16 protein-coding genes and 1 pseudogene are annotated in these 15461 nt (G+C 60.7%); 2 read left to right on the plus strand and 15 right to left on the minus strand.

Going from position 1 to position 15461, the window contains the following annotated elements:
* Positions 1-2 precede the first annotated feature (2 nt).
* From WBR68_RS14515 to WBR68_RS14550, 7 genes are all read right to left on the minus strand, one after another.
* Entirely contained in the window at positions 3-563 is a 561-nt protein-coding gene (locus tag WBR68_RS14515) for a recombinase family protein (protein ID WP_003055107.1), read from the minus strand.
* 129 nt (positions 564-692) lie between these two features.
* Entirely contained in the window at positions 693-1682 is a 990-nt protein-coding gene (locus WBR68_RS14525; protein WP_001276635.1) for a DUF3330 domain-containing protein, read from the minus strand.
* Entirely contained in the window at positions 1679-1915 is a 237-nt protein-coding gene (gene merE, locus WBR68_RS14530) for a broad-spectrum mercury transporter MerE (RefSeq protein ID WP_003090697.1), read from the minus strand. Before merE ends, WBR68_RS14525 begins: the two co-directional genes overlap by 4 nt.
* Entirely contained in the window at positions 1912-2277 is a 366-nt protein-coding gene (merD, locus tag WBR68_RS14535) for a mercury resistance co-regulator MerD (RefSeq protein ID WP_003090698.1), read from the minus strand. The genes merE and merD overlap by 4 nt, the downstream gene beginning before the upstream one ends.
* 17 nt (positions 2278-2294) lie before the next feature.
* Positions 2295-3980 carry a mercury(II) reductase gene (gene merA, locus WBR68_RS14540; RefSeq protein ID WP_003090700.1) on the minus strand — a complete coding sequence of 562 codons (1686 nt, stop codon included), beginning with the start codon at positions 3978-3980 and terminating at the stop codon, positions 2295-2297.
* 71 nt (positions 3981-4051) lie between these two features.
* The gene (gene merP, locus WBR68_RS14545) at positions 4052-4327 is read right to left on the minus strand and encodes a mercury resistance system periplasmic binding protein MerP (RefSeq protein WP_000732290.1); all 276 of its coding nucleotides are present in this window, start codon (positions 4325-4327) and stop codon (positions 4052-4054) included.
* Positions 4328-4342: 15 nt separating this feature from the next.
* The gene (locus WBR68_RS14550; RefSeq protein ID WP_001294666.1) at positions 4343-4693 is read right to left on the minus strand and encodes a mercuric transport protein MerT; all 351 of its coding nucleotides are present in this window, start codon (positions 4691-4693) and stop codon (positions 4343-4345) included.
* Positions 4694-4764: 71 nt separating this feature from the next.
* Between WBR68_RS14550 and WBR68_RS14555 the strand changes: the two genes are divergently transcribed.
* Together WBR68_RS14555 and WBR68_RS14560 are read left to right on the plus strand one after the other, a co-directional pair.
* Positions 4765-5199 carry a mercury resistance transcriptional regulator MerR gene (locus WBR68_RS14555; protein ID WP_000414383.1) on the plus strand — a complete coding sequence of 145 codons (435 nt, stop codon included), beginning with the start codon at positions 4765-4767 and terminating at the stop codon, positions 5197-5199.
* An 86-nt stretch (positions 5200-5285) separates the two neighbouring features.
* Positions 5286-7766 (plus strand): heavy metal translocating P-type ATPase, encoded by a 2481-nt coding sequence (locus WBR68_RS14560; protein WP_175179080.1) that lies wholly within the window; start codon positions 5286-5288, stop codon positions 7764-7766.
* Between the two features lie 136 nt (positions 7767-7902).
* On the opposite strand, the pseudogene WBR68_RS14565 reads toward WBR68_RS14560, so the two are convergent.
* From WBR68_RS14565 to copC, 8 genes and pseudogenes are all read right to left on the minus strand, one after another.
* Positions 7903-8324, minus strand: a pseudogene (locus WBR68_RS14565) (transposase); the annotation flags it as partial.
* A gap of 1049 nt (positions 8325-9373) precedes the next feature.
* The gene (locus tag WBR68_RS14570) at positions 9374-9949 is read right to left on the minus strand and encodes a cation diffusion facilitator family transporter (protein ID WP_342490504.1); all 576 of its coding nucleotides are present in this window, start codon (positions 9947-9949) and stop codon (positions 9374-9376) included.
* Positions 9891-10163, minus strand: coding sequence for a cation transporter (locus WBR68_RS14575; protein WP_050450196.1), 273 nt, complete (start codon positions 10161-10163; stop codon positions 9891-9893). The genes WBR68_RS14570 and WBR68_RS14575 overlap by 59 nt, the downstream gene beginning before the upstream one ends.
* Before the next feature lie 266 nt (positions 10164-10429).
* Entirely contained in the window at positions 10430-10756 is a 327-nt protein-coding gene (locus WBR68_RS14580) for a four-helix bundle copper-binding protein (protein WP_083447582.1), read from the minus strand.
* Positions 10757-11035: 279 nt separating this feature from the next.
* A complete protein-coding gene (locus WBR68_RS14585) occupies positions 11036-13369 on the minus strand; it encodes a copper-transporting P-type ATPase (RefSeq protein WP_083447581.1) in 2334 nt (777 codons plus the stop codon).
* 139 nt (positions 13370-13508) lie between these two features.
* The gene (locus tag WBR68_RS14590) at positions 13509-13982 is read right to left on the minus strand and encodes a DUF411 domain-containing protein (protein WP_175236335.1); all 474 of its coding nucleotides are present in this window, start codon (positions 13980-13982) and stop codon (positions 13509-13511) included.
* A 51-nt stretch (positions 13983-14033) separates the two neighbouring features.
* Positions 14034-14954 carry a copper homeostasis membrane protein CopD gene (copD, locus tag WBR68_RS14595; RefSeq protein WP_050450193.1) on the minus strand — a complete coding sequence of 307 codons (921 nt, stop codon included), beginning with the start codon at positions 14952-14954 and terminating at the stop codon, positions 14034-14036.
* Positions 14955-14961: 7 nt separating this feature from the next.
* The gene (gene copC, locus WBR68_RS14600) at positions 14962-15348 is read right to left on the minus strand and encodes a copper homeostasis periplasmic binding protein CopC (RefSeq protein ID WP_050450192.1); all 387 of its coding nucleotides are present in this window, start codon (positions 15346-15348) and stop codon (positions 14962-14964) included.
* Positions 15349-15461: the final 113 nt, after the last annotated feature.

Raw genomic sequence — 15461 nt, forward strand, 5'->3', positions numbered from 1 at the left:
ATTTATTGATCCAATTTCAAGTATTGATACAGGGTCTCCCGGCTGACACCAAATTCACGGGCCAGCTTCGCTTTTTGCTCGCCCGCCGTGACGCGCCGTTTCAGTTCAGCAATCTGTTCACCGCTCAGAGACTTCTTTCGGCCTCGGTAGGCTCCGCGTTGCTTAGCGAGCGCGATGCCTTCGCGCTGCCGCTCACGGATCAAGGCCCGCTCGAATTCGGCGAATGCCCCCATGACCGACAGCATCAGGTTCGCCATCGGTGAATCCTCGCCGGTGAAGGTCAGGCTTTCCTTGACGAACTCGATGCGCACGCCGCGCTTGGTCAGCTTTTGTACGAGGCGGCGCAAGTCATCGAGGTTGCGCGCCAAGCGATCCATGCTGTGAACCACCACGGTGTCGCCTTCGCGCACGAAGGCCAGCAGCGAATCAAGCTCGGGCCGCTGGGTGTCCTTGCCCGACGCCTTGTCGGTGAACACCCTGCCGACTTCGACATGCTCCAGTTGCCGCTCCGGGTTCTGGTCGAAGCTGCTGACCCGGACGTAGCCGATGCGTTGACCCTGCAAGATACCTCCAAATACGAAAGTGTCAGGAAGAAATCTATGACCTTTCGCCGCAGGTGTCAAGAAACACAAAAGTTAACTCTATTCTGACGTTGCTGGGTGGCTTCTCCTGACATCAGGATAGGGTATGCCTCAGTCTGACAGTGATGAGTCGCAGGCGTTCGGATCGGCATCGGTTTCGCTCCCGGTCTTGGCGCGCGCCTGGAAGCGCTGATAGCACTCCAGCCCGCAGAAGTGCTCGACGTATTCCGCGCCTTCCGGGGTGAAGGCGGCATCGAGCGGGATTTCCTTGCAGCACACGCAGCAACTGGTGGCAGTCGGATCATTTGCATTCATGGTGGCACCCCTCCATTGACTGACGAAGACGGCGAATGCCGCCGCCGGCATCGGCTTGGCGAACAGGAAGCCTTGTCCTGTGTCGCAGTCCGCTTGTCGCAACAAATCAAGACTCGCCGATGTTTCCACGCCTTCGGCCACTACTTCCATGCCAAGCCCATGCGCAAGCTGAATCACGGTGCGCACGATGGTCTGGTCGCGGTGGTCGTTGGCGAGTCCGGCGACAAACGATTGGTCGATCTTGAGCGTGCTGATGGGGCAGCATTTCAGGTGTTGCAGGCAGGAATAGCCGGTGCCGAAGTCGTCGGCGGCGAAGCGCACACCGATCTGTCGCAAAGCTTCCAGGGCGGGGAAGATCGCCGGATCACCGAACGCAACCGATTCGGTCAGCTCAATTTCAAGATACGCGGCGGGCAACCCGGCATCGGCCAGCACGCCCTTTACCCACTTGTCGAAATCTGGCCCCACTTGGCTCGCCGAAACATTGACGGCCAGCCGGAACGGTTGCCATGCCAGCACCCGCCAGTCGCGCATTTGACGGCAGGCTGCGCCCAGCACCCATGCGCCGATTTCCGGCATCAGGCCGGACGATTCGATCACGGGCAGGAACTGGCCCGGCGGCAACAGTCCGAGCGTCGGATGACGCCAGCGCAACAGGGCTTCCGCGCCGACAATCTGCTCACTGCGCAAATCGACAATCGGCTGGTAGTGCAGCTCAAGCTGCCCGCGCTCGACCGCCTGCGCCAGTTGCGCCACTGTCCATTCAATTGGCTGGGAAGCGCTCATGATCGACCTCTGAAGGCCCGCAGCAGCCGCGTCACAGACAGGACAAACAAGCCGGTCAGCGTGAGGGCTGCAATACCCCAGTGCTCGCCGATGAACGCGCCGGCCGTCGTGCCGGCCAGCACAATGGCGAGAATCGGCAAATGACAGGGACAGGTGAGCACCGCCAGCGCACCCCACAGGTAGCCGGTGAACGGCTTGTGTGTCTCGGTCGGCAAGCGCTCGGGGCTGTTCATGGCAGACTCTCCGCTTGCTGGGCCGGCGCGGTCGGCATCGCGGCCAACTGCACTTCCAGATCGGCCAACGCTTCGCGTCGGCGTTCGACGAACTGACTCAGCACGGCAAGCTGTGCGGCTGTTTCATCGCAGTCCGCCGCATCCAGCGCCCGGCACAACCGCGCCAATGCGTCCAGGCCGATGCCCGCCTCAAAAGCGGCCCGCACAAAGCACAGCCGCTGCAAGGCGGCGTCATCGAACAAGCCGTAGCCGCCCGTGGTGCAGGCGACTGGCCGCAGCAATCCGCGCAGCAGGTAGTCGCGCACGATATGCACGCTCACCCCGGCCTCAAGGGCCAGTCGGGACACTGTGTAGGCGTTCATCGAACACCTCCTTTTCCTTATCCGGCGCAGCAGGACAGTTGCTTCACGTCCTTGCTGAAGGTCTGCGCCGCGAGCTTCAAGCCCTCGACCATCGTTAGGTAGGGGAACAACTGGTCGGCTAGTTCCTGCACCGTCATGCGGTTGCGAATGGCGAGAACAGCCGTCTGGATCAGTTCGCCCGCTTCCGGGGCCACCACCTGTACGCCAATCAGCCGTCCGCTGCCTTCCTCGATGACCAGCTTGATGAAGCCGCGGGTATCGAAGTTGGCGAGCGCACGCGGCACGTTGTCGAGCGTCAGCGTGCGGCTGTCGGTTTCGATGCCATCGTGGTGCGCTTCCGCCTCGCTGTAGCCCACGGTCGCCACTTGCGGGTCGGTGAACACCACGGCCGGCATCGCGGTCAGATTGATGGCGGCGTCGCCGCCGGTCATGTTAATGGCCGCACGAGTGCCGGCCGCTGCCGCCACATAGACGAACTGCGGCTGGTCGGTGCAGTCGCCGGCCGCGTAGATGTTCGGGCTACTGGTGCGCATGCCCTTGTCGATGACGATGGCCCCCTGCGCATTGACGGCTACCCCCGCCGCTTCCAATGCCAGGCTGCGCGTGTTCGGTGTCCGGCCGGTGGCGACCAGCAGCTTGTCGGCGCGCACTTCGCCCTGTCCAGTGGTCAGCACGAATTCGCCGTCCACATGGGCGACTTGGCTGGCTTGCGTATGTTCCAGTACCTTGATTCCTTCGGCACGGAAGGCGGCTGTGACGGCCTCGCCGATGGCAGGGTCTTCGCGGAAGAACAGCGTGCTGCGCGCAAGGATCGTGACCTGGCTACCCAGCCGGGCGAAGGCTTGCGCCAGTTCCAGCGCCACCACCGACGAGCCGATGACGGCCAGGCGTTCGGGAATGGTGTCGCTGACCAAGGCCTCGGTCGAAGTCCAGTAGGGTGACTCTTTCAGGCCCGGAATCGGCGGCATGGCCGGACTGGCACCCGTGGCGACCAGGCAGCGGTCGAACATCACGACGCGCTCACCACCCTCGTTCAAACTAACGATAAGGCTCTGGTCGTCCTTGAAACGCGCTTCACCGTGCAGAACGGTGATGGCTGAATTGCCGTCCAGGATGCCTTCGTACTTGGCATGACGGAGTTCTTCGACACGGGCCTGCTGCTGGGCCAGCAGCCGCTCGCGCAAGATCGTCGGCGGTGTGGGTGGCATGCCGCCGTCGAATGGGCTTTCCCGGCGCAGATGGGCGATGTGGGCGGCGCGGATCATGATCTTGGACGGCACACAACCGACGTTGACGCAGGTGCCGCCGATGGTGCCGCGCTCAATCAGCGTGACCTGCGCGCCTTGCTCGACGGCCTTCAGTGCTGCCGCCATCGCGGCTCCACCGCTGCCGATCACGGCGACTTGCAACGGGCGCTCGCCGCCGCTGCCCTTGTCGGCGGCACCCATCCAGCCGCGCACCTTGTCGAACAGCCCAGTGCGGTTGTCGGTCGGCGGGGCATCGGCGAGCATCGCTTTGTAGCCCAGGCCAGCCACGGCGGCGGTCAGTGCGTCCGGCGCTGTGCCTGGATCAAGGGCGAGCTGGGCCGCGCCCTTGGCATAGGACACTATGGCAGATTGGACGCCGGGTACTTTTTCCAGCGCTTCCTTGACGTGCGCCGCGCACGAGTCGCAGGTCATGCCGGTGATTTTTAGATGGGTCATGCGACAGATCCTTTTTCGTTTGTGGTAGCAGACAAGGGCGTCAGATGTGCTGCGCTGCCGTTTTCAGTGCCTCACTTCTTGACGCTGGACGGATAGCCTGCGTCTTCGGTGGCCTTGGTCAGCTTCTGCACGCTGGTCTTGGCATCATCGAAGGTGACAACCGCTTCGCGTGTCTCGAAGGTCACGTTAACTTTGCTGACGCCTTCGACCTTGGAAATCGCCTTCTTGACGGTGATCGGACAAGCGGAGCAGGTCATGCCCGGTACGGACAGCGTGACGGTCTGGGTGGCGGCCCACACGGGGGCAACAACGGCAGCGATGGCGAGAGAGGCAAACAGTTTTTTCATGATGAACTCCTGTGATTAATAGAAAAATGGCATGACGTAGGGAAATCCGAGCGCGACCAGAACCAGCGCGGCCACGACCCAGAAAATGAGCTTGTAAGTAGCGCGCACTTGGGGAATCGCACACACATCCCCTGGTTTGCAGGCTTGCGCCGGTCGGTAGATGCGCCGCCAGGCGAAAAACAGCGCCACCAACGCCGCGCCGATGAAGATCGGGCGATAAGGTTCCAACACCGTCAAGTTGCCGATCCAAGCGCCGCTGAACCCCAGGGCGATCAGAACCAGCGGCCCCAGGCAGCAAGCCGAGGCGAGGATGGCGGCTAGCCCGCCAGTGAAGAGCGCCCCGCGCCCGTTTTGAGGTTCAGACATACGCTTGTCCTTTCAAATCTGGATTGGATAGCTTAAGCTTACTTCCGTACCAATGTACGGAGTAAAGCGATATGGAAAAAAATTTGGAGAATCTGACTATTGGCGTTTTCGCCAAGGCGGCCGGGGTCAACGTGGAAACAATCCGGTTCTATCAGCGCAAGGGCTTGTTGCCGGAGCCGGACAAGCCCTATGGCAGCATCCGCCGCTATGGCGAGGCGGATGTGACGCGGGTGCGCTTCGTGAAATCAGCCCAGCGGCTCGGATTCAGCCTCGACGAGATCGCAGAGCTGCTGAGGCTGGATGACGGCACCCACTGCGAGGAAGCCAGCAGCCTGGCCGAGCACAAGCTTCAGGACGTGCGCGAAAAAATGACCGACCTGGCGCGCATGGAAACCGTGCTATCCGAACTTGTGTTCGCCTGCCATGCGCGGCAAGGGAACGTTTCTTGCCCGCTGATTGCTTCGCTGCAAGGGGAGAAAGAGCCGCGTGGTGCCGACGCGGTGTAGCCGAGGGTAGTTACGCCTTAGCGTGCTTTATTTTCCGTTTTCTGAGACGACCCCAACAGGAAATTCCAAGTTTTCAAGGAGCGGATATGAGTGCCGCCGCAGCAGACAGCGTCGCGGTCAGCCTTCCCATCGAAGGCATGACCTGCGCCTCGTGCGTGGGCCGAGTCGAAAAGGCCTTGAAGGCCGTGCCGGGCGTCAACAAGGCCAGCGTCAACCTGGCGACAGAACGCGCCGACATCACTTTCGAGAGCGCGCCGGACGTCGCTGCCGCCGTGCAGGCGGTGCAGAAAGCGGGTTACACCGTCACCGAAACCACGATCGAACTGTCGGTCACCGGCATGACCTGCGCCTCCTGCGTGGGCCGCGTCGAAAAGGCTTTGAAGGCCGTGCCCGGCGTCAGCAACGCCAGCGTCAATCTCGCCACCGAGCGCGCCAGCATCACCGCGGCCGGCGGCGTCCCCGCCAACGCCCTGATCCAGGCCGTGGCCAAGGCCGGCTACGAGGCGCGGCCCCTCTCGGCGGAATCCAGCCACACCGACGCCGTGGCCGAACGCCAGGCCGCCGAGCTGAAATCGCTCAAGCGCGCGCTGACCGTCGCCACGGTCTTCGCGCTGCCCGTGTTCATCCTGGAAATGGGCGCCCACATCGTGCCGGCGTTCCACCATGTCATCGCCGAGACCATCGGCACGCAGAACAGCTGGTACCTGCAATTCGTGCTGGCCAGCATCGTGCTGTTCGGCCCCGGCCTGCGCTTCTTCCAGAAGGGCATCCCCGCGCTGCTGCGCGGCGCGCCTGACATGAATTCGCTGGTGGCGGTGGGCACGTCCGCCGCCTACGCCTATTCGGTGGTCGCCACCTTCGCGGCAGGCCTCCTGCCTGCCGGCACGGTCAATGTCTATTTCGAAGCCGCCGCGGTGATCGTGGCGCTGATCCTGCTTGGACGCTACCTTGAGGCCCGGGCCAAGGGCAACACGTCCGAGGCCATCAAGCGCTTGCTGGGCCTGCAGGCCAAGACCGCGCGTGTTGTCCGCGACGGCGCCACGCTTGAACTCGCCATCGAAGACGTGGTCACGGGCGACCTGATCGAAGTCCGTCCCGGCGAGCGCATCCCCGTGGACGGCGAAGTCGTGGAAGGCAACAGCTACATCGACGAATCCATGATCAGCGGCGAACCCGTGCCGGTGGAGAAGACGCCCGGCGCCGAAGTAGTGGGCGGCACCGTCAACCAGAACGGCGCGCTGACGTTCCGGGCCACCAAGGTCGGTGGCGACACGCTGCTGGCGCAGATCATCCGTATGGTCGAACAGGCGCAGGGCTCGAAACTGCCAATCCAAGCCATGGTGGACCGCATCACGATGTGGTTCGTGCCAGCCGTCATGGCCGCGGCGGTGGTGACCTTCATCATCTGGCTCACGTTCGGGCCCGAGCCTGCCCTGACGTTCGCATTGGTCAACGCGGTGGCCGTGCTGATCATCGCCTGCCCCTGCGCCATGGGCCTGGCCACACCGACCTCCATCATGGTGGGCACGGGGCGCGCGGCGCAGATGGGCGTGCTGTTCCGCAAGGGCGAAGCCTTGCAGTCCCTGAAGGATGCCAAGGTGGTGGCGGTGGACAAGACCGGCACCCTGACCAAGGGCCGCCCCGAACTGACCGACCTGATCGTCGCGCCGGGCTTCGAACGGTCCGCCGTGCTGGGCAAGGTCGCCACCGTCGAAGCCAAGTCCGAACATCCGATCGCCCAAGCCATCGTGGACGCGGCGCGCGCCGAGAACATCGCGCTGGGCACGATCTCGCAGTTCGAATCGATCACCGGCTTCGGCGTGAGCGCCCGCGTGGACGGCGACCTAGTCGAAATCGGCGCCGACCGTTTCATGCGCGAGCTGGGCCTGAGCGTCGAGTCCTTCGGCTCGGACGCCGCGCGCCTGGGCGACGAAGGCAAGACTCCGCTGTACGCCGCCATCAACGGCAAGCTGGCCGCCATGATCGCCGTCGCCGACCCCATCAAGGAAACCACGGCCGCCGCTATCCGCGCCCTGCATGAACTGGGCCTGAAGGTCGCCATGATCACCGGCGACAACCGCCGTACCGGCGAAGCCATCGCCCGCCAGCTCGGCATCGACGAAGTCGTCGCCGAAGTGCTGCCCGACGGCAAGGTCGCAGCCGTACAGCGCCTGAAGCAGCAGTACGGACCCATCGCCTACGTGGGCGACGGCATCAACGACGCGCCGGCGCTGGCCGAAGCGGACGTGGGCCTGGCCATCGGCACCGGCACGGACATCGCCATCGAGGCCGCCGACGTGGTGCTTATGTCGGGCGACCTGGGCGGCGTGCCCAACGCCATCGCCCTGTCCAAGGCCACCATCCGCAACATCAAGCAGAACCTGTTCTGGGCCTTTGCCTACAACGTGGCCTTGATCCCGGTGGCGGCGGGCCTGCTGTACCCGGTGAACGGCAGCCTGCTGTCGCCGGTGTTCGCGGCGGGCGCGATGGCTCTGTCCAGTGTGTTCGTGCTGAGCAACGCGCTGCGGCTGCGCCGCTTCACGGCGCCCTTCCCGGCCCGGGGCTAAACTCCGCCTTCCCGGTCCGGGCCGGCAAGCGCGATCCCTACTGGCTCTTCTCTTTCGGCGCGATGGCCACCAGCGCGCGCACCTCCTTCAGCAAGCGTTCCATTTCCGCCGGTTGCGGGCCGCCCGAGGTGGCGCGGTTCTTGACCTGTGCCCGTTCTCGCTCGTTGGCCGGTGTTACGCGCGCCGCCAGCAGATGCCCCAAGGTATCGACGGCCATGCGCACCTTGCTCCCCTTCTTGCACTTGTGGCCTTCATAGCCCGCAGCACGCGGACCGCTCTCGCACGTCGATTGCAGCGTGCGACCATCAAGGATCACTGCACTGGGTTGACCCTGGCGCTGCTGGGCCACGCGCAACACCGAACGCAAGTCATACACCATGCCTCGAGACAATCCGCCTGCAAGCCACGCCGTGTCTGCTGATACACCTCATCCCACGGCGGAAAGTCATTGGGTGGCGAACGCCACGACGCTCCCGCACGAGCCTTCCAACGCAGGGCGTTGAACATCGCCCTGAGCTGGTGCTTGCGCTGCGGCGCGCGCTCGCTCATCAACGTCAAGGACGGCGCGGCGAACGCGCATTCGAACCGGTATCGGAATTATCCCAACTTTAATGAACCAAATGCTCATCCGAAAGGCCATGCGGCGCGAAGTGCTCGTCAAGCTACCTTTTGGCCTTTGAAGTAGCGGCTCTCTGTCGCAAGCCGCGCGCTGCCTCGATCTACTCACTTATTACACTCCAACTTCAGTGAATCAAATCTCAAGTTGAGTGAACTTCGACAGCGGCCTGATTCCACTGCCCAACTTGAACGAACTTTTCGGTGAGAAATCCAAGTTGAATGAACTTTTTGGACAAAATACCAACTTGAATGAACCAAATATCCGCCTTTGGCTAAGCGCCGATCTAAGGTCTCTTGACCTGCTCGCCGAATTTTGAACCTCATAGCCCAAATGTCGAAGTTCATCGAAGGTGGACACTCGACATTTTTTGAATCATGGACTTAGTGAAATTTGGTTCATTCACTTTGGCCGCACTGGTTAATTGAACATGGCATTCTTCCCCAGAAAGTTCATTGAACTTGGGCGCTGAATGGGACCATCACATCGCGAGGTCCCCCACGCCAGTGCACTGAGGTACCCTCCAACGGCTGTGAGCTACACGTGGATGATGAGTGTCTGCCATCGGCCAGAAGCGGACAGCTGAAAATGTCGAACTTCGGCAAGAAGCAATCGTTTGCAGCAACAAAGCTGCAGTCATGCGGACAGCTCGCCGCAGCGGCGTAGGTCCGCTCGGGCATGCTCCGCGGCCGTGGATGCCTGTAGGAACTTTGGTCATCAGAATTGCGGCGGAGGGAATGTTTTTTTGGGCCGGTAAGCGGACCGCGCTCCAAGGCGGCGATTGAAGAGCAATCTCGAGGTCAAGCAAGTAATCGGTGGATGTCAGCGCGCCGGCGACCAGACTCCTCGCCCGGTTGTCGTAATCCATTTCGGAGCACTGACCAACACACAAACTAAAAGATTGGACCCGTCGTCGTACGATAGAGACTCGTTGCGCGTCGCCCAAGGGGCTAGACGGAGTGCACGGGTCGCGCCGCCTCTCCGTCCTTAGCTACTTGAGAGCTTGTGTTTCGACAGTCAAATGTGAAAGTTCGTGAATGTGCGACAATTTGGCCTTATAGAACGAACTGTCCTTGGGACTCTGAGTCGCAAGCGAGACGATAGCGGAAAAGTGACTAGGACCGATCTGCCAAACATGCAGATCCGCAATCGAATCTTCGCTCCCCGCTAGCGCCTCAGCGATCTCCTCTCGCACCTTGGTCCCTTCAGTGGTGGCATCCAGAAGCACGTTGCCGGATTCACGGATCAGTCGCCACGACCAGCGCAAGATAACCAACGCACCGATCACACCCATGACTGGATCAGCCCATAACCATCCGTAGCTGCGGCCTAGAATCAACGCAACAGTGGCAAGTACCGAAGTTAGAGCGTCCGCCAAGACATGAATATAGACAGCGCGAAGATTGTTGTCCTTGGCATGGAAGCCGTGTTCAAAATGGTGATCATGGTGGTGACCGTGGTCATGATGATGGGAAGGAGCGTCTTTGAGGAGACAGCCGACACTAGATTCACCACCAAACCCACGATAGCCACCCGATGGCCTGGTTATAGCTAATGGGAACGGGATTGGCTAGACGCACGACGCCTTCCCAGCCAAAGAGCATGGCGATCAACGCAAGCGCTACGGCGATGGCAAAGCCGGCCAGGTCGCCTAGCTTACCGGTGCCGAAGGTAAACCGACGGTCTGTTGCATAGCGTCGCGCGTAGCCATATGCCAGCATGATGATAAGCATGGCACCAGCGTGTGTGGACATGTGCCAGCCGTCGGCGACAAGTGCCATCGAGCCGTAGTGCCATGTCGGTCATTTCAAATAGTATAGGGGGGCTATAGTAGATTAAATACAACACTCCTTGTCGAATGCCGGCGAAGGGATTAAGCAGCCCTCCAGGCAGCGCCATCGAGTGGTGGGCTTAGGGGCACAGATGCCCGGTGTCTATTGGCTCGTGGGAAGGGCGAGATGCCTGCAAATTTTTGCGGTTTTACACAGATCGAGCGAGGGCCTGGGGCTGGCTCTCGCCCTCGCCTCAGCGGATTGCAGCACGCCGACTACGCCATGGCACGGCAGGCCTGCGCGCAATCATTGCATATGCTCGCGCAATGTTGACAGTGGCTACTCTGGAATTTTGCGCATTCCTGGCCACACTCCTCACATACTTCCGCGCAAAGGTCACATATTTGGCGAGCGAATTCGCTACTTCGGGCCATATATGCCGCCGCTAGCCTGCATACTGCCGAGCAATCAGCGTCAAGCTTTACGCATCTTGCCATCTTCGTTGCGTCTTCTTCTGTTAGGCAAGCGGCGAAGCACTGGTCGCACGCCTGGGCGCAGGTATAGCATTCGCGGATACAGGTTTCATATTGAGTCGAGTTCATGGAGAGCTCCTATGGAATGGGGCGTTAGCGCCCACATATCTGGCAGCACGTTTCATGCCGCATCCCCGTAACGTCGCTGCTTAAGCGCAGAGATGGACCGGGCGAACTCAACCCAGCTGCAGAGCCCAACGCTGTATTCTGTTTCATTACATTTGAGTAATGTCGCCCCGCGCAGCGAGGCTAGCTACCTAGGCTCACTGAGGACCAGTTACCGCACGCGCCTCGCGGTCCCCGCCCGCAAGCGATGCCGCACCTGGCTAGAGCTTGAGCCCATGACAGCTATGCATCCAGGTCTACAGACCTAAGTCGCAGCGAGTTTCCAATTACACTCACCGAAGACAAGGCCATGGCCGCTGCAGCAATAATGGGCGAGAGCAATATTCCGAAGACCGGATAAAGAACGCCAGCTGCAACGGGAATTCCTGCAGCGTTATAGACGAATGCGAAAAAGAGGTTTTGTTTGATATTCCGCATCGTCGCTTTGGAAGCATGGCGTGCTCGGACGATGCCCATGAGATCGCCGTGAAGCAGCGTGACGCCGGAACTTTCCATGGCGACATCCGTGCCGGTCCCCATGGCAATGCCGACGTTCGCCGCGGCAAGTGCAGGCGCATCATTCACGCCGTCACCTGCCATCGCGACGGTGTGGCCTTTTCCCTGATACCGCCGTACAGCCGCCCCTTTGTCCTCTGGCAGCACCTCCCCTACTGCTTCGTCAATTCCCAAATGCCTCGCAACGGCTTGGGCCGTCGTCTTGTTGTCTCCCGTCAGCATTACCACCTTGATTCCTGCCTGATGAAGGGCCTTGATCGCCTGCGGCGTGGTCGACTTGATGGGGTCTGCGATGCCGACTAATCCTGCGTATTGGCCATCCCAGCCTACGTAGATAACGGTGGCTCCTTTTTCGCGAATAGCCTCTCCGTGGCGCTCGGCGGGCACGTCCACCCCTTGCTCCTCTAAGAAGCGGGCACTACCGCACACTACTCGGCGCCCAGCCACCAGCCCAATCACTCCTTTCCCCACAGGAGAGTCGAAATCGGCCACCGGCAACAGCTGGATTCCCTCGTTCTCCGCAGCGCCGACGATGGCTGCAGCAAGGGGGTGCTCGCTTGCGCGCTCCACACTGGCGAGTGCCTGAAGTAGGTCGGCCCGGTCTATCGCCTCGACCGGCACAACCTCTGTAACTGTGGGCTTGCCTTCCGTTAGAGTACCTGTCTTGTCGACGATCACGAGGTCCACTTTCTGCATATGCTCCAGTACCTCCGCGTCTCTGATGAGTACCCCGCTTTGGGCGGCGCGGCCGACACCGACCATGATGGACATAGGAGTTGCCAACCCGAGCGCGCACGGACACGCGATGATCAGAACGGAGACCATTGCGATCAGCGCATAGGTGAAGGCGGGCGTCGGCCCCCACAGCATCCATGCTCCGAATGCCAGTACAGCCGCGAGGATGACGGCAGGCACAAACCAGCCGGCCACTTGATCGACCAATCGCTGGACCGGAGCGCGACTTCGCTGCGCCGCGCCTACCATTTGAACGATCCGAGCTAGCAAAGTGTCCGCACCCACACGGTCGGCACGCATGACAAAACTGCCGGACTGATTCATTGTCCCCCCTGTCACACGGGAGCCCGGTGTTTTCGCCACCGGAATAGGCTCACCTGTCACCATCGACTCGTCAACCGTGCATCGCCCTTCGACGACCTGGCCATCCACAGGCACCTTCTCTCCCGGGCGTACGCGCAGGTTATCCCCCACCTGCACGGACTGCAGATCTACAGTCTCATCTTGACCATTCGGACTGACTCTTACTGCCGTTTTCGGCGCAAGGCTCAGCAACGCCTTAATCGCACCCGAAGTTCTTTCGCGAGCACGAAGCTCGAGGACTTGGCCGAGCAAAACCAAAACCGTAATCACTGCCGCGGCCTCAAAGTAGACGGCCACCGCACCTTGTGGACGGAAGGCCTCCGGGAACCGTTGCGGTATGAAAGTGGCAACGATGCTGTACACCCAAGCTACGCCTGTTCCCAGTGCGATCAGTGTGAACATGTTCAGACTGCGATTCGTGATCGATTGCCATGCCTTCGAAAAGAACGGCCAGCCTGCCCACAACACGACGGGGGTCGCGAAGATAAGTTGTATCCAGTTGGACGTTTGCGGGCTGATGAATCGGTGCAGGTTGAAGAGGTGTCCACCCATTTCCAGAACAAATACCGGCAAGGTGAGCAGAAGGCCTATCCAAAACCGACGATTGAAGTCACGCAGCTCATGGCCGTCCTGCTCATCATCCAAAGAGACCGTTACGGGTTCGAGTGCCATGCCGCAGATGGGGCAGCTGCCCGGGCCGGCTCGTCGGACTTGTGGATGCATGGGGCATGTGTACTGCGCGGCAATTTTCCCAGGTGCCGGCAGGGCACCATGCGTCGCGTCATACTCTGTGGGCTGGGCATGGGGTACATGTCGCCCACCCGTTGCATGCCCCCCTCGACCTGCCCCATCAATAGGCTGGTCGGCGCGGTCTCGGTGACATGCGTGGTGGCTAGGCTCGCCCATGGACGAATGCCCGGAATGGTCACCGACACCAGCTGGCGGCTTGGTAGGCTTTGCCATGACACTCCTCGCTAGGATGGCGTAGATCTACAGCATAGGCCTTTCCATCGCCGGAAGGTCAATCCCTTACTAGAGGCTTGTTCTGAAAGGCCCACGATCTGAGGAATCGAATCAGTCTTGAGATGCCGGCAGCCTTACGCTATGTATAGGACTGATAGACTTCTGCCTTCCCTGAGGGCAGGACGAGAAGCACGTCATAGGCCATGTGCCTTCCTCCGTAGTCCGGGCCATCCATTCCTGGCGAGCCCAGAGGCATGCTCGGAACCGCCAGTCCGACTGCGTTTGGCTTCTCCTTCAGCAGTCGGGTGATCTCCCTGGCCGGGACGTGCCCCTCCAGTACATATTCTCCAACGACTGCGGAATGGCAGGAGCCGAACGCGTCCGGGATGCGGTTACGTTGTCGTACAGACGAGGTATCGCTGACGTCATGAGTGGTCACTTCAAAGCCATTGGCTTCGAGATGGCTCACCCAGTCTTTGCAGCAGCCGCAAGTGGGCGTCTTCCAGACTTCGATGAGCGTCTTCGGTTGGGCCATCAAGGGGATGGGAGACAAGACGATCGTCACCAATAGGGCTCTACGCAGAAGATTGGCGCTGTGGCTTTCTGTTCGCATCAAATTTCTCGGGTTGGCGGTATAGAAAATGCACTAGAGTCCTGGAAGTCATCACGACATGGGCGATGGTGACAGGATCCCCAGCGCTGCAACAAGAAGCAGGATAAGAGTGGCAGCACTACTCTCGAACATGAGGCTACGACGTAGCGTAAGAACAGCTATCGCATGATCGCCCGTTCGGACGGCGTGCTCCAGACGCGGACTTAGATAGAAGCGATTAGCGGCAGCCAGTGCAAGCATCGTGCCAAATAAGCCAAGCTTTGCGACAAGCAGACCACCGTAGGATGTCAACGACATATCGGGTAGCGAAGCACCGACGATCAACAAATAGTTGACCACGCCCGTAATGGCAAGCGTCAGCACGATGGCTGTGCCCACTTGGGCAAAGCCGTTTGAAGTGCGGTTCAATAAGGCAACGTTGCCGGAGGTGGCTGTCGGCTGAGATAACAGGAGGAACGCGAGGAGCGCGCCCGCCCAAGCGCCGGCAGCGATCAAATGCACGATGTCCGATGTGAGGTGAACGTAGCGCCTAAAGCCTTCGTCCATGGCACCATGCCCGCCCCAAGCGAGTGTGGACAGCGCGATGCCACCGGCTATCGAGAAAATGCCTAGTCCGACCCTCTGATGCGTGCGAGCAAGTACTCCCACTAGCACGCAAAGCATCAACGCACCCAGTCGAGCCACCCATGCCGCGCCAAAGTCAGTGCCTGTCACGATCATTTCGAAGACGTGGCTTTGAAGCTCTGCGTAGGATGTGGCGCCGGTCATGCTTTTGGCCATTATGGCAATATTGGCCAGCGACAGGATGATGCCCAGAGCAGCGAGCGCCGTGCTAACCGCTAAGAATCGCGCACCCGTCGACGAGGCGATTTCCCGTTGACGTAGCGCGTACATACTGAATAGCGGCAGCCCGAAAAGCATGGCAAGGTCAAGATAGAGTGCGAAACGCACGACGACAGTCGGCCAGTCCATTCAGGAATCACTTGACGGTAAACGCGATACTGCCGGTGACTGGATGCGTATCGGAGGACACCGCACGCCAATCCACTCGGTAGTTGCCAGGCGCAAGCACTTGCGCCGGCGTGATGATCATAGCCTTCGGGTCATCGCTACCTGAGATTTTGGCGTTCACCTTCATCGGCCCGTGGTTCGCCATACCGGGCATACCGGTCATGACCAGCGTCGCTCCTGAGAATTGCGTTGTCAGATTTTCCGAGAATTTCAGCTCGATCTTCGGAGGTGCAGTCACCTCGGCCTTGTCGCTGGGCGAGGAAGAAAGCAACTTCGGATGAGCGATGGCCGCGACGCTGGCGAGCATAGCGGCCATAGTCAAAGTGGCGCGAATTGTTGCGAAAAAGGTTGGCATTGTGAGGTCCTAAATACACTGCGGATTAAAATCATTGGAGCGGCGTTCCGCCCTGCCATTTGGGATGTTGGAAGTGTCAAACTGTTGTCGGTTGCTCGGTTCGTATCCCATCC

The organism is Achromobacter sp. JD-1, from assembly GCF_038594925.1.
GTDB lineage: Bacteria > Pseudomonadota > Gammaproteobacteria > Burkholderiales > Burkholderiaceae_B > Achromobacter > Achromobacter spanius_C.